The sequence below is a fragment of the Wolbachia endosymbiont (group B) of Chorthippus parallelus genome, from assembly GCF_947251815.1.
In the GTDB taxonomy this organism is placed as follows: domain Bacteria; phylum Pseudomonadota; class Alphaproteobacteria; order Rickettsiales; family Anaplasmataceae; genus Wolbachia.
In genome coordinates this window covers 961252-977167 of sequence record NZ_OX366390.1, presented here as the reverse complement: position 1 = coordinate 977167, position 15916 = coordinate 961252, and the positions used below count along the sequence as shown (strand labels likewise).

Sequence of the window (15916 nt, the reverse complement as noted above, 5' to 3'; positions counted from 1 at the left end):
AAAATGTTTTATAGTATGAGGTAAAGCTATGGTAATGTCATATGAGCAATGGGAAATAATACTAGGTATAGTTGATCAGAAGGAAGATTTAAGCAAAGATAATGTAATTGAAAAAATAAAAGAGCTACTAAATAAAGCAAGGATACTGGAGAGAAAAGAAGTATTAAGAATGTTAGAAGGGGTATCGCATAAATTAGAAATATCAAACGAGATTCCAATAGTGCAAGAGACACCAGAGCCATTAAAAAAGAGACTAAAAGTGCAACATATACCACAGACATTAGAGAAATCAGAAAAAATACTAAAAGAGCAAGGAGTATCAGATGCACAAAAGATATTAAAGAGAGTACTAAAAAAGTTAGGTGTACAAGAGACATCAGAAAAATCAAAAGCAGTGACGACAGAAGATGTACTGAATGTGCGAAAAACATCAGAGAAAATGCCAGTGATGTTAGATACACAAAAGATACTAGAGGCAATAGAGAAGCTAAAGAAAGCAAGTAAAGATGTGTATCACGAGTGGAAGAAAGCTAGATTTAATGTAAATTATTGGTTTACATTAAATTACGATATACATAGTGGGTATGATCAATACGCATTATTGTGTTTAGCTATGGATTTTAACTTGATGAATGTATTCAATGCTCTGTGTAAAGCAAAAGGAATCAATATTCACTCAAAAGGGCCATTTTCTCAATGGAATGTTTTACATTGGGCTACTGAAAATAGCAATGCAAAAATGGTATCAGAGCTAATAAAAAATGGAGCAAATGTTAATAGTATGGATTCATCTCAACGGACTACTTTATATCAGCCAGCTGCAAATGGCGATATAGAAATAATAAAAATCTTAGTAAAAAATAAGGCAGATGTTAATGCAGAGGATCTAGCGAGATTGACTGCTTTATATGAGGCTGCCGGTCATGGCCGTAAAGAAGTAGTAAAGTACTTAATGAAGAATGGAGCAGATGTTAAGAGGAATGGGGCGCTTAAACTTACTCCTTTACATCTTGCTGTTGCAAATGTCAATAAAGAAATGGTGGATTGTATAATAGAAAACGATGAGAATATTGGCAAAAATATTGAGACAGTGGATGTATTTGGATGGACTTCTTTATATTGGGCTGCTGCAAAGAATGATACACCAATATTAGAGAGCCTATTACACGCCATATCACGATGTAGAGCAAGTGTTGATATAGAGGATATGTTATTGGGGCGAACTCCCTTACATATTGCTGCTGCGCTTGGTAATTTGGAAGCAGTAGAGCTCTTAATAAGCTATGGAGCAAATGTTAACCATAAGGATGCATGGGGATGGACTCCTTTTGATTGTGCCTTTGCAAAGAATGATGTGCAAATGATGAATGTCCTGATAGGACATGGAGCAACTATTGCTATAAAGGATTTATGTAAAATACTGCCTACTATTTGTCCATGTAATTTTTTTGAAATACAACATACCCTAGTGCAACTTGAAATATATGATGAGGTAATGAAATTAGCTGGAGCTGAAGTTTTACGTTATGCTGCCAAACATGGTAATATACAATTGGTATGCACTCTATTAGCACTTGGAGTAAATGTTAATGCAAGTAACGATGTAAGATTAACTGCTTTACATCAAGCTGCCAAGTATAACCATCCGGAAGTAGTAAAGATCTTAATTTTATATGGAGCAAATGTTAATGCGCAGAATGACTTAGGGGAATCTCCTTTAACTTATGCTGTCGAACGTAGAAACTGGATAGTAGTAATAACCTTACTATGCTATGGTGCAAATCCTTCATTGCCTGATAATTGTTATGAAACTGTAAGGGATTTAGCTGAACGTCAAGGCATAAGTAATCTTCTAGTGGAAGCAGAACAAAGAGCATCAGCTATACTTATGCAGATTGACTCAGAATCAAGTATGCTCACAAAAAGAGCATTACATATGCAACACATAGCTCCACATATGTTGAGAGAAATACAATTACATCTATCTATCACCTTTGAATCTATGATAAGATATCAAGCTAATCAAATTGAACAATTACAGTATCAAGCTAAACTTAATGAAAAAGAAGTAACATTTATTACTGGCCAAATTGGAAGTCTAAAGTTAGAGCCTAACACTGAAGAGTGTCCAGGCCCTAGTACTAAAATGAATGGAATAAAAGAACAAAGATATAGTCCTTACAGGCGGACATGTAACACTACAAATGTTAATGTAGAAAAAGCAACACCTTTAGCTAACAACATTGAGTATACGAAGTTAGGCCCTAGTACTTACCTCTCTAAGATGAAAGAAATATCATTAATATCTTCCTCGATTATAGGAAAGTATTCGGCTATTATAGAAATTCCTTCAAGTTCGTTTTAAACAATTACGCTCGAATGATAGATGTAGAGGTAACAGACACTGAAAGTACATTAGGTAAGATTGTGTGCTATTAGATTTCAGTGTACGCTACTTTCATTATAAGATTTCTGTAGGTAAGATGTCAGAAGGTATCAAAACCATATTAGTAGAAGATAATAATGTTAGGCTTGATAGGTACATTAGAAGAATTTTTCCCAATCTAAAGCAATCTACAATCGAAAAATCTTTAAGGAAAGGATTAATCAAAGTCGATAATTGCAAGGCAAAATCCAGCAATAAAGTGAATTCTGGGCAAACTATAACGATAAGATACTTAGATTATATAGAAAACACTAATTCTGATCGTAAATATAATGAAAAGCTAGTGAATCTACTAAGAGAGAACATATTATATGAAGACGAATATATATTAGCCATAAACAAACCCGCAGGAGTAATCGTTCAAGGTGGTGTAAAGGTAAAAATTAGCATTAGTGATTTGCTTGACCAAATAAGAGAGGAAGAAACATTTAAAATTGTCCATAGGCTGGATAGAGATACGAGTGGAGTAATAATATTCGCACGCAATGCCAGCGTTGCCAAATACCTTATGGAAGAATTTAAAGGACGGAGGATAAAAAAAACTTACCTAGCATTAACTTCTGGTGTACCGAGCAAAGATAATGGAACAATAGACTATCCGTTGGTGAAAAAATATATTTCAGGGCAAGAAAAAGTAGTCGTTGATGAAGATTCACCTCAAAATGCCACTACGCATTTTTCAATTATAGCAAGGTTAAAACATAATGTTGCTTATTTAAAATTACAACCAATTACTGGCAGAACTCATCAATTACGTGCACATTTAGCTCATATAAATTGTCCTATTCTTGGTGACGGTAAATATGGCGGTAAAAAAGCTTTTATTGATGGAGTAGCAAATCAGATTCACCTACATTCATATTCTTTGTCTTTAAAATTGCCAAATAATAAAGAAGTCACTATTACTGCTCCTGTCCCTAAACATATCGAAAAATCTATTGAAGCGCTATCTTTTGACTAAAGCGATTTCACCAATCAATTTTTTTGTCTTTGGCTTTAATTTGAAGTACAGATATTAGGCTAATCAATGCACAAACAGTAAGGTAAATCCCTGCAGCAAGTTTTGTTTCGGTTTTTTCTATAAGCCACATGCATACCGATGGAGAAAGGCCGCCAAAAATACCTGCAGATATGTTATGTGCGAGGCTAAAGCCGGTGCACCTAACTTTTGTTGGAAATAACTCGCAGGCAAGAGAATTATATATTCCAAAAGATGCACCTATCGGCACACTTATCAACAGAAAAGAGAGCGTGACAATATAGTGGTTATCATTTGATAATAGCGAAAGTACCGGCAAACCAGCGCAAGCTAGAGCTACTAATGTAGGAATCATTACATTTTTTCTTCCAACTTTATCAGACAGTATTGCAAATAGCACTGCGGACGTTCCAAATGTAATTTCAACTATAATCCTTACTACATTTTTAATATCAATACCTGACAGAGTAAGCGCTTTTACAGATATGTTATAAAACATTATTACCGAATAAACGATTGCATTTTGAGCGATACCAAGCCCAATTGCTAATATAAATGCTTTTTTGTAGGTTTTGATTAATTCTAAAAATGGAGAATCAGATAAGCTTCTATTTTGATCATGAATTTTATATGCTAAGCTCTCTTCCATTATATATCTTGTTAAAAAGCCTATTATGCCCATAATGAAGCAGAAATAGAAGGGCAACCTCCAGCCCCAAATTTCATAATTTTCACCTGTAAACTTTTTGCAAATAGCTATCATTACAAAGCATGTGATAGAACCGAGAGCACCACTAAACGCTTTCATGCTCCCTAAGAATCCTAGATTTTTTTTATCGCTTGAATGCTCTATTAAAAAAGCAGAGTTAACACTTGTTTCTCCACCTGCTGCCATTCCTTGTACTATCCTACAAAACAGAAGCAGTATAGGAGAAAATATTCCTATTTCTCTAAAGCTTGGTATAACCGCAATTGCAGTAGACGATATCGAAGCTAATATTACGGAAGTCAGTAAAATTTTCCTCCTGCCATACTTATCTCCAATGTAACCAAAAATAAACGCACCAAGTGGTCTAAATCCAAAGCCAATTGCAAAACTGCCAAGGAATTTGATTTTTTTTATGTAGTCGCTTTCTGATGAAAAAAAAACGTCACTTATTATATGCGTCAAAACTCCAAACAGAGTTATTTCATACCATATAATCATATTGCAGATTATACTTGATAGTATTGCTTTTTGAATATCGTTCATAACTTCCAGTTTACCACACTCCGCTATAAAAATTTTTATTCAATAACCTTCAAGGATAATTCACGTAAATGCTTATCATCTACTTTAGAAGGAGCGCCCATTAGAACATCTTCTCCTTGCTGATTCATAGGAAAACAGATTACTTCACGAATATTCGGCTCATCTGCAAGTAGCATAACCATTCTATCAACCCCTGGCGCTATTCCACCATGAGGTGGCGCTCCAAACCTGAATGCACGCACAAGCGCGCCAAATTTTGTATCAACTTCCTCTTTACTGTAGCCTGCAATGGCAAAAGCTCTGTACATAATATCTAGTTTGTTATTACGAATCGCCCCACTTGAAAGCTCTATTCCATTGCAAACGAGATCATATTGATAAGCAAGGATATCTAGTGGATCTTTGTCTTCTAAATCCTTCAAGCCACCATGTGGCATGGAAAATGGGTTATGAAAGAAATCTATTTTTTTGCTTTTATCATCATATACAAAATATGGAAAATCGATGACCCAGCAAAACTTAAAGATATTGTCATCTATAAGACCTAGTTGTGATCCTAAAAGAGAGCGAACTTTCCCTGCAATTATTGCTGCTTCATTTTCCTTATCAGAAGCAAAAAATACACTATCTCCAGGCTTTACATTTGTTATTTCTTTTATAGAATTTAACCTATTGTCATCAAGAAATTTAGCAATTGGTCCTTTTGCAATGCCGTCCTTATCAAATGTTATATACCCAAGACCTTTAGCACCTAATTCTTTTTGCGCATGTTCTATTTTTTTATCAAAAAAGCTGCGTGGTTCCTCCGCTGTTTTGGGAGCAGGAATGGCTCTGACTACCATACCTCGCTCAATATTGCTTTTGAAAATATTGAACTCTGAATTACGGAAAATTTCTGTTACATCGCTGATCAATAGTGGATTGCGCAGATCTGGTTTATCAGAACCGTATTTGAGCATTGCGTCTTTGTATGTAATACGTGGAAAATCTTTATCAACTGATTTGCGAGAAAATTTGGCAAACACTTTATATAAGGTAGATTCAATAACCTGAAATATATCTTCTTGAGTTACAAAAGACATTTCAAGATCTAGCTGATAAAACTCCCCAGGAGAACGGTCAGCCCTTGCGTCCTCATCACGAAAACAAGGTGCAATTTGAAAATATTTATCAAACCCTGAAACCATAAGCAACTGCTTAAAAATCTGTGGAGCTTGTGGTAATGCATAGAATTTACCAGGATTTAGTCTGCTTGGCACTAAATAATCACGTGCTCCTTCAGGAGAAGAGGCAGTAAGTATGGGAGTTTGAATATCTAAGAATCCTTGCTCTATCATGAGCCTCCTGAGCTCTGAAATGATCTGTGAACGTAGAATAATGTTATTACGAACCTTTTCACGTCTTAAATCAAGAAAACGATATTTAAATCTCATGTTTTCTGGGTATTCTTGCTCACCGGCGATACTTGCTAATATACTCCTTTCTTCTTTTGCTATTTCTTCATCACAGTGGAACTCAACTTCAGATTCAACTTGTAAATTACTAACTATAACTTCAATTTCTCCTGTGGAAATAGAGCTATTTACCGTATCTTCAGTTCTAGCTTTGACTATTCCTGTGACAGTAATCACACTTTCTGATTTTAAATTCGAAATTTCATCAAAAAAATCTTTATCGTTATTGAATACCAACTGAGTAATCCCATGAAAATCTCTTAAATCAACAAAGATTAGGTTACCATGGTCACGTTTGCGATACAGCCAACCAGAGAGAATAACTTCCTTTTCTACATCATTCTTCCTTAATTCATTACACTCGTGAGTTTTATAACAGTTCATTTAATTGAAATTTCTAGAATACAAAAAGATTATAAAATAAATTAACCTTTGGGCAAGATAATATCTAAAGATCCTTTACAAGCAATTCTGATTTAGATATACTTTTTTATTATGTGTGTTGAGGTGTATTTATGAACCCTGAAGAATTAAAAGAAATTTTAGCTAAAAAAGAGAGGGTGAATGCTGTAATAAAAGATCTTGTTGATACTGTTACCAAAAATGATTTAGAAAAAGTAAAATCAATTTTTGAGAAAAACAGCTCTATTATTAAAGATGTTGTTGCTGAGATTAATTCCCAAAATGGTACAAATTTATTAGGTTATGCTATTGATAGTAAAATGGCTAAATATCTAATAGAGCAAGGTGTAAAATTCGTCACTGCAGTCGGAAAGGCAGTTATGAAAAAAGATTTAGAGTTAGTCAAATCAATCTGTCAGATGAATAAATCAATAGCTAAAAATGAGTTATCACAAAATCCTGAGCCACTAGAATCTGCAACTTATGATCACAAATTTAATGATAAAATTGCAAGGTATTTGATTGAACAAGGTGCAAATCCTAATGCAACTGATCATCTTGGTCGTTACTTACTTCATCTGCAAACTGCAAAAGGCAATTTCGAAGGAGCTAAGGCTTTAATAGAAAACGGTGCGGATGTAAACATAGTAAATCAAGAACAGGATGGCTATTGGAGACCAGGCATAGACGTTAATGCGCTGAAGGGTCAAACTGCATTGCACTTTGCAATTAGAGTATACAGAAATAATAAAGACCTAAATCCTGAAAAAGCTAATAGAGCTTTAGGATTTATAAGTTATTTAATAGAAAAAAAAGCAAACTCAAATATCAAAGATTGTAATGAAAAAACTCCTCTAGATACTGCTATATTTTTTGACACTCCAGAGATAGTAGAATTATTAATAAAAGCTGGTGCTGATCTTAATGTTGGAAGGGAAAAAGCAGAAGGTGTTTTAAAGTATGCAATTACTGAAGGGCATATAGATATAGGGAAAGCTACAATTCGATATATTTTGGAACATGACTCACACTGGTTAACAACTTCAAATAAACCAGATCTTCTCAATGACCAACAAGAGTTATCAAACTATTGGGATGAATATAAAGCTCAAGTTAAAGAGCTTCATGATATAGTGGGAGATAGAATTTACTTAACTGGTGACCGCTCTACCCGTCCTATAATGAGAACAGTGAGTGGCTTTTTAGATCATGAAAGTAGAAAAAATCTAGTAAAATCATCATTCATATCTAGTGCTGAGGCACCAGAAAATTTTTGTCCGAGAAAGCTGGCTGTTATAAGTGTAGCTGCAATAACTTGCGCTTTAGCATTATATTTTCTTGCTCCATTAATCATTGGGTCTTCTGCTGGAATTGGTACTCAACTAGCATTAGGAGCTGTAGGTGCAGTTGTAGGTGGTGGAATTGGAATCTTGACCAATGTGGCAATAGATCAATGCTACGTTAATTCAGCTACTCAGAAAGCTGACTAAAATTAAAGCGCCATAGATTGCTAAAACTCCATAATTGTGGAGTAATATAATGTTACTTTCCTCAAGCCTTTAGCTCCTCAAATACTTCTCTTGCTCTGTTTAAAACAGAATCAGGAAAACCAGCAAGTTTTGCTACATGTATTCCATATGACTCATCTGCAACGCCCTCAATTACTTCATGTAAAAAGATGACTTCTCCTTTCCATTCTTTTATTTTCATACAAAAACATTTCACATTTTCTAAGTATTCACCTACTTTAGTCAATTCATGATAATGAGTTGCAAAAATGGCGCGGCACTTATTTATGTTGTGAATGTGTTCAATCACCGCCTGTGCAATAGATAATCCATCATATACCCCTGTGCCCCTACCAATTTCATCAAGTATCACCAAGGAACGATCTGTTGCCTGATTTACTATCGTTGCTGTTTCGATCATCTCTACCATGAAGGTAGAATAACCAGCTGTTATATTATCCGTTGCGCCAACCCTGCTGAATATCTTGTCAATCACTCCAATATGCGCACTCTCTGCTGGCACAAATGACCCCATATGAGCTAAAACTGCAATGAGAGCGTTTTGCCTCAAGAAAGTGCTTTTTCCAGCCATATTAGGACCAGTAATTAGATGTATACCAGCTAAATTGATGCTATTTGCAATGAATTTATCGTTAACTTCAACCACTGGATGTCTTCCGCTACAGATATTGAACTCTTTGCTGTCATCAATGATGGGTTTTACGTAATTATTTTGCACTGCAAGCTCTGCAAACGCGGTTCTAATATCAAGTTTTGCCAAAGCATTTGCAGCAAGAGCAATTTTTTCAGATTCTTTAGCGACTTCACTACACAGTTCACTAAAAATTTTCATTTCTAAGCCGATTGCAGCATCACGTGCCGTAAGAATTTTATTTTCTAGTTCTTTCAACTCATTAGTAGTGTAGCGCATGCTATTTGCTAAGCTTTGTCTATGAATAAATATATCCGAAGTTATTTTGTGATTTGCCGACACTTCAACGTAATAACCGAGTATGTTGTTATGTAATATTTTAAGTGCGGCAATACCAGTTAGGTCGCGATAAGATTCACGGAGTTTGGTTATTAGTTTATTACTATTATTTAATATGTAGGATAACTCAGATAATTCTGAGTTGTATTTTGAGTGAATAAATCCTCCTTCTTTCACGGAACTGAGGTTATTATCAAGTATAGCACTATTTAACAGTTCAAATAGGTCTTTATGATTGCCAAGGCTTTTATGTATTGTGCTTAGTTCACTTTCGTCACTACTTATCACCTGAGTAGTAGACACTGGTTCCTTTTCTCTGGTCAAGCACTGGAATGACATCTGAGAGTTAATTTCTGATTTTTCACTTAAACAATAATTATGCAAGGTAGACAGAAACTCAGACAATTCTAAAGTCTTTCCTAGGCCTATTTTCAATAGGTTCATATCCTTTGGTGAACCACGCCCTAGTATTAAGCGCGATAAAGACCTTTCAATATCCGGAATGTTAGATAATATCTCTCGTATTTTTCTGCGTGAATCATGATTATTTACAAAAAATTGAGCGGTGCTGAGCCTCAAATTAATTGCCTTAGAGCAAGCAAGGGGTGAAGCGAGCATTTGTTTGAGCAGGCGTCCACCAGAAGCTGTAACTGTATGATCAATAACTGAAATTAGTGAACCTTTCTTTTCACCAAATTGAGTTGAAAACAACTCAAGATTTCTCCTTGCTGAAGCATCAATAAGCATGAAATTTTGTTGCTTATAGGTTTTTGGGAATTCAAGCCTTGGAATGGAGCCCCTTTGCGTTACTCTGACATATTCAAGCAGTGCACCACACGCCATGATTTCTACTTTGCTGAAATTTCCTATACTCCCAAGTTCCCTGATTTTATAAAACTCGCATAATGTTCTGTGAGATTTACTATACTCAAAAAAGCTCTGTGCGTGTTGCGTAATTGATATTTTATAATTTTTTAAAATCGATCTAATTTTTTCATCCTCAGTGAATTTTTCAGAAATTAATAATTCTCTTGGTGATATACGCAATAAATCACTATCTAGAGCTTTCAAACTCGTTAAAGTGTGAAAAAATTTTCCCGTCGATAATTCAAGCCAACTAATAGCATATTCGTCATTTTGTTCAACTATGGATGCGAGATAATTATTGCTTTTATCCTCCAGTAGTGAATCTTCTATAATTGTACCTGGAGTTACAACTCGCACTACATCACGCTTTACTATGGATTTATAGCCCCTCTTTTTTGCTTCATCAGCAGTTTCTAATTGGTCACAGATTGCTACTTTGAATCCTAAATCTATTAGCTTGTGTAGGTAAGATTCGCTACTGTGTGCTGGCACTCCACACATTGGTATTTCTTGCCCATTTGAATTGCCCCTCTTGGTTAGCACTATATTCAGCAATTTCGCAGCTTTAATAGCATCATCGAAAAACAATTCATAAAAATCGCCCAGTCTATAAAACAATAGATGATCCGTGTATTGAGCTTTCAAATTTAAATATTGCTCCATTACAGGGGTATTTTTTTCTCTTATTAAGTTCATAACATTTTTAAATATGTTAGCAGCAAACCACTTACTCTGGTGTTGGTTATTTTATTATGGATCAATAATTTTTTTTTAGCTATAGTACAAAAACAAATAGTTTGAGGTAGAATTATGGAATATGAACGGTTGTTAAAAATATTAAGGACAATAAGTGACTTAAATGAGAACAATATAATCGAAAGGGTAAAAGAGGAATTGGAAAAAGAAGATCCAGACACGTATAAAAAGTGGCAAGATAATGGATTTAACATAAATTATACATTCGATGATCAAAGTACATTGTTACATATAGCTGCTAGAAATGATCTTGTAAAGATAGCAGAGCTTTTAATAAAAAAAGGGGGTAATGTTAATACAGCAGATCAAGATGGATGGAATACTTTACACTTTGCTGCTGCAAGTAGCAGTATAGGAGTGGTAGAGATTCTCATAGCAAACGGGGTTAATGTTAATGTAGCAGATCAAAATGGGTTTACTCCTTTGCATTGTGCTGCTCACAATGAAAATAAAGAGATAGTAGAACTCATATTAGACAAGGGGGCTAATGTTGATGCAGTAAATCAAAATGGGTGTACTCCTTTGCATTGTGCTACTATCAATGGACATGAAGAAATAGTAGAACTCCTATTAGAGAAAAGGGCTAATGTTGACGTAGCGGATGAATACGGCACTGCCATTAAGTTAAGGGAAAGAGAAGTTAAGATTGGACAAAAAATTTGAAGTGATTGATAATTATGGTAAATACTAGGGTGAATTTTTAAGAAAAGGGAGTCTGAAAAGTGCAAGTTATTTAAAAAAGTAATAATTGCAGGTTATTTTGCAAAGAATGTACTAATGCAATGATACTGAAAAGATATCTTGAATTTAAAACACATGTTTTCTAGCTCTTTTCTGGTAGTTGAGTGAACGAATATCAGATATCTTATGACGATCAACTCTTCTCCCTTTTCTCACCACTAAAGTGTTCATCAAAAATAACTGTGATAGTCGATCCATAATGCAGTCTATGTCTGACTCTGTAGAAAAAATATCAAAGGCTAAGTTTTTAATCGCATTAAATGAGACAGATTTATTGATGCTTTTTTTTAGTTTACTATTCTGTGCGCTCAATGTCTCTTCATCATCTTCTATCATGATACTTTCTAGATTACTGATGAAGATAGTTAACCAAAAATCCTGCTTGATAGTTTCAATACTTTTTCCTGTGAAATTCTCTAAATTTAATCTTCCCTTCAGCCTAGAAAAAAATGTTTCTACTCCCCAGCGCAAGTAATATAATCTCTCAAACTCTTCAACTGTAAAACGTTTCTCATCTAACAGAGATGTTACTAACACTTCAACTTCGCCAGAAGAAAGTATTATTTTGACTAACCTGAATTTCATCTCATCAGGTAATCCTAGCTTTCGTAGCTGTCTTGCTACTTTAATAGGTGCGGTAGACACTACCACCGTACTAGATGGGCTTTCCGGCTTAAACATAGCGTTTATTTCATTGAAAGACGAACTTGAACAGCGAATTATATAATTGATTTTCCTTCCTGTAAGCTCAGCAAGAAATCGATAAGATACGTATCCTCTATCACAGATTAACAAATCGTCTGATTTTATGGATTCAAGCATACCGATTGCTAAATCAACCTCATAGCTGTCACCTCTACTTAGCACAGATTTTATTGCAATATTATTTAGCACATCGTAGCAAACTTCAAAGGTTGCACTTGTATAGTCTTCAAATCTCTGGATTCCATTCCATACTGCTCTTGAGCCAAACTCACCTATTATTTTGTCGCTCTTTGGCAGAATCAGTATTGAAGCATCAAATGCAAGTACTCTGAAGCCATGGTGGGTATAATGCACCCCATAAACTAGACCAAAAAAAAATGGTTGATCCGAGTAGGAAGGTAAAGGGGTAAAAGTATGGCAACAAAAAAATATGAACCAGAGTTAAAAGCAAAGATAGCTTTGGAAGCAATAAAAAATCAAAAAAGCACATCTGAGATATGTAGTGAATATAAAATACCATCAACAAATCTATATGATTGGCGTGATAGAGTATTGGCAAGGTTAAAAGACCTATTTGTTGAAGAAAGTGAAAGTGCGAGAAAACAAAGAATCTTAGCGCAAGAAATAGAAAGTTTACATAAAGTAATAGGAGAATTGACAGTGGAAAATAGTTATTTGAAAAAAAAATTACTGAAATAAGCAAAAAAGATAGAGTAAGGTTTATAGAAAAAGATTCTGATCTATCAATTAGGAAACAGGCTGATTTACTGGGGATTTGCAGATCTAGCCTATATTATAGGCATATAATTAATAACGAAAGTGAAATTTGATTCAAGAAGTATATTTGGCTTCTGATTGCCGTTATGGATATCGTAAAATTACTGCTGAAATCATAGCGAGTGGAGTAGTAGTCAATCACAAAAAAATCTTAAGAATTATGAAAAAAATGAAGATTAGTGGGCTGTATTGTAGAAAAAGATGTAATACAAGTATTAAAGAAAAAAAGCATAAAATATATCCTTATTTACTCAAAGATTTGATTATTTGTAGAGTTAATCAGGTATGGGCTACTATATATTATGGTAGAAGGTAAGTTTGTCTATTTTGTGGCAATAATGGACTTGTATAGTCGCTATATTATTGCTCATTCATTATCACCATATCTCGATGCTGGATTTTGCCTTTATACTCTCAAAGAAGCTCTAAAACAAGGTAAACCTGAGATTTTTAATAGTGATCAAGGAGTGCAGTTTACTAGCTACAACTTTATTATGGAATTAGAGCGTGCTAATATTAAAATTAGTATGGATCATAAAGGACGTTGCTTCGACAATATATTTGTTGAGCGTTTATGGAGAACTTTAAAGCAAGAAGCTATATATTATTATAGACCAAATAGTATCAGAGATTTGAATCTTATAATAAACGATTTTGTTGGTTGGTATAACTATAAAAGGCGACATCAGACTCTACATTATAAAGTTCCTGCTGATCTTTATTATCATAAACAGTAAATGAATATATTGATAAATACTTTAAATGTGTGTCGACGTATTTATCAACATATTCATTTTAAAAATCGGATCACTTTGAAAAAAATGGTCTAGACAAATGGGTGCATTATAGGGTTTTAAATTCCTGATCTTGGTAGTATAGGGAAACTATATCATCATTTAACTCTGAAAACGCAGTATGCTTTAGCTTCTTTCTTGCTTGAGTAAATGCACTTGCCGTAATTGTATAATCTTTTCTTGTATGCAGAACAAACTCATTAAGCATCACTTGTAATGACTTTACACTCTTTCTAAAAATCAGGAGAAATACATTAACGAAGGGCAGCTTTCTTTTTCGTGAGAAGTCTTTTGAGGATGCTCTGTGTGCGTTTATAAAGTTTAAACTCATCAATTTATTTTTTATAAACATGATTATTCTTTTTTTTACTCATGTCATTACTTCTTTTAATTTGTGGATCTTACCTGATTTTATAATACAGTTCATCACTTTTCCTTAACTTAATGGCAGTGATGAATACGGGCGTACTCCGTTATGCTGGGCTATTAGAAATGGCTATTCAGAAATAGCAAGAATTCTACTTGAAAACAAAGCAGATCCTTTATTGGGACATAAAAGTTTTAACACATTAAAGCTTTTGATTGAATTAATAAAAAATGATTTTAAGCACTCTAAGAAAGCAGAAGAAACACAGCAACAAGAAGATGATGAATATGAATTGATTAAATACTCGTTGCTACTTCGCAATGACTGCTCCTTAACGGATGTTGTCGAAAGAAGTGCATTTGGCAAGCTGATATCTACGTGGCTTGTTGACATGTCCAACTTAACAGAGAGTCAGAAGGAATTGAATAAAAAATTCTTAAGTACTTTTAAAGACTTTCCACATGTTACTTATAAGGATTATAAGAACGATGTTGAAAAAATTAAAAAATTTTTACTAGATCATAAAAGTAATCAAGATCTAAAAACCATTCTCAACCTTAAAAGAGGAGAATCTAAACTGACAATACTGCATATTCTATCAAGTATGGAATGTAGCAATTCAGAAGAATGCATAGATTTACTGTTGAATTCAGGTGCTGATCCTAATGAAAAGGACGACACAGGAAGGACGCCTTTGCATTATGCTACTCGTTCTGGTCATTGTGATACAATTATCAAATTGCTTCTAAGGAAAGGAGCTAATCTTGATATAAAGGATAAAAAAGGTAAAACCCCAATAGAATTTGCAGTTAATAACCCCCACCTTAATATTAAAGAGTGCTTTTTAACTGATGATGTTATTTATGGAACTTTTCGTAAAAAAACACAAGCTGACTATAATGGAAAAAAGTATTTGCGCAAAAGTGTAAATCTATGGGGGGAAGATTTTCTACTAGATGAGCAAGATCCAGATAAATATTTTTGTAAATTAGATGAAGTTCAAGACATAAATCAGCTAGAACAGGTTGTAAATGAAGCTATAAAATCTAGGGTAAGGTTCAATCTTACTTGTGAGGGAAATATATATGAAAATACTTATGAGAATAAGTATAATTTTACAGATTATGTAATAAGAAGAATTAGTGAATTAAAGATTTTTCAAGTTGAAAGGGACATAGAAGTTGCTAGTCGCATAGTATGTAATTTGGTAAAAAGAGGTGCAGTATTTGAAACTTTAAGTAGTATAATTGTAATTGATAAACTAGAGAAGTTTAAAGACCACAAAGCTAATCTGAAAGAAGCACGTAAAAGCTATATACATTATTCTCTAAGGTTTTTGGAAGCTGCAAAAAACGCAACTACTGGTAAGGTAAAAGAGGCAAAAATGGACAACTTCACTTTCTACTTGAAATATTCAAAGAATAGTATAGTCGAGGTTGCAAAAATCATAAATGGAACAGATGAAAGCACAGAATTTCGAAGAGACGTGATAGCAATAGGTGAAAGCGAGATAGAAATTTTAACGGAAGGTGGGGTAAGAAATTATACTGACCTTATAGGTAATATAGTACTGACTTTTCATACTGATTTGGGAAAAGTAGATGCTAGATTGTATTCTGATGTGCAAGATGAAGGAAAAATTATAGTAGAAGTGAGTAACAAGGAGGAAATATTGGAAAAGTTTAAAAATTATAAAGAAGAGTTAGGTGAGAACTGCTTGCTTGGTGGTTCTTCTGTCTACGACGCTATTAAGCAGGGATATTTTAAAAGGCCTGAGGAAGTAGATTCCATATATCATGTAAGCTCTTCATTAGAAAATATATCTTTATTGCCTATTGTACAACAGAACATAGAGAAAATTCGCTAGCAAGGTTAGT

Annotated in this window: 7 protein-coding genes and 4 pseudogenes; 6 read left to right on the top strand and 5 right to left on the bottom strand. The window is 34.1% G+C overall.

Going from position 1 to position 15916, the window contains the following annotated elements; translation table 11 throughout:
- The first annotated feature begins 34 nt into the window (after positions 1-34).
- The gene (locus OPS21_RS04460) at positions 35-2365 is read left to right on the top strand and encodes an ankyrin repeat domain-containing protein (RefSeq protein ID WP_264337230.1); all 2331 of its coding nucleotides are present in this window, start codon (positions 35-37) and stop codon (positions 2363-2365) included.
- Between the two features lie 118 nt (positions 2366-2483).
- Positions 2484-3407, top strand: a complete 924-nt coding sequence (locus OPS21_RS04455; protein WP_264337229.1) for an RluA family pseudouridine synthase — start codon at positions 2484-2486, stop codon at positions 3405-3407.
- A gap of 7 nt (positions 3408-3414) precedes the next feature.
- On the opposite strand, the gene OPS21_RS04450 is transcribed toward OPS21_RS04455, so the two are convergent.
- Together OPS21_RS04450 and aspS are read right to left on the bottom strand one after the other, a co-directional pair.
- Entirely contained in the window at positions 3415-4677 is a 1263-nt protein-coding gene (locus OPS21_RS04450; protein ID WP_264330494.1) for an MFS transporter, read from the bottom strand.
- 35 nt (positions 4678-4712) lie between these two features.
- The gene (gene aspS / locus OPS21_RS04445) at positions 4713-6515 is read right to left on the bottom strand and encodes an aspartate--tRNA ligase (RefSeq protein WP_264330495.1); all 1803 of its coding nucleotides are present in this window, start codon (positions 6513-6515) and stop codon (positions 4713-4715) included.
- Between the two features lie 131 nt (positions 6516-6646).
- On the opposite strand from aspS, the gene OPS21_RS04440 reads away from it, so the two are divergent.
- Positions 6647-8023 carry an ankyrin repeat domain-containing protein gene (locus OPS21_RS04440; RefSeq protein ID WP_264337228.1) on the top strand — a complete coding sequence of 459 codons (1377 nt, stop codon included), beginning with the start codon at positions 6647-6649 and terminating at the stop codon, positions 8021-8023.
- Between the two features lie 61 nt (positions 8024-8084).
- On the opposite strand, the gene mutS is transcribed toward OPS21_RS04440, so the two are convergent.
- Entirely contained in the window at positions 8085-10595 is a 2511-nt protein-coding gene (gene mutS / locus OPS21_RS04435) for a DNA mismatch repair protein MutS (protein ID WP_264337227.1), read from the bottom strand.
- A 114-nt stretch (positions 10596-10709) separates the two neighbouring features.
- Here mutS and OPS21_RS04430 point away from each other — a divergent pair, with 114 nt between their 5' ends.
- Complete coding sequence (locus OPS21_RS04430; RefSeq protein WP_264337226.1) at positions 10710-11318, top strand: ankyrin repeat domain-containing protein; 609 nt, start codon at positions 10710-10712, stop codon at positions 11316-11318.
- Between the two features lie 144 nt (positions 11319-11462).
- On the opposite strand, the pseudogene OPS21_RS04425 reads toward OPS21_RS04430, so the two are convergent.
- Positions 11463-12449, bottom strand: a pseudogene (locus tag OPS21_RS04425) (IS4 family transposase); the annotation flags it as partial.
- A 66-nt stretch (positions 12450-12515) separates the two neighbouring features.
- Between OPS21_RS04425 and OPS21_RS04420 the strand changes: the two are divergent.
- Positions 12516-13615: pseudogene (locus OPS21_RS04420) on the top strand (IS3 family transposase).
- 112 nt (positions 13616-13727) lie between these two features.
- On the opposite strand, the pseudogene OPS21_RS04415 reads toward OPS21_RS04420, so the two are convergent.
- A pseudogene (locus OPS21_RS04415) lies at positions 13728-14024 on the bottom strand (IS4-like element ISWpi18 family transposase); the annotation flags it as partial.
- Positions 14025-14121: 97 nt separating this feature from the next.
- Between OPS21_RS04415 and OPS21_RS04410 the strand changes: the two are divergent.
- Positions 14122-15906, top strand: a pseudogene (locus OPS21_RS04410) (ankyrin repeat domain-containing protein); the annotation flags it as partial.
- Between the last annotated feature and the right edge of the window lie 10 nt (positions 15907-15916).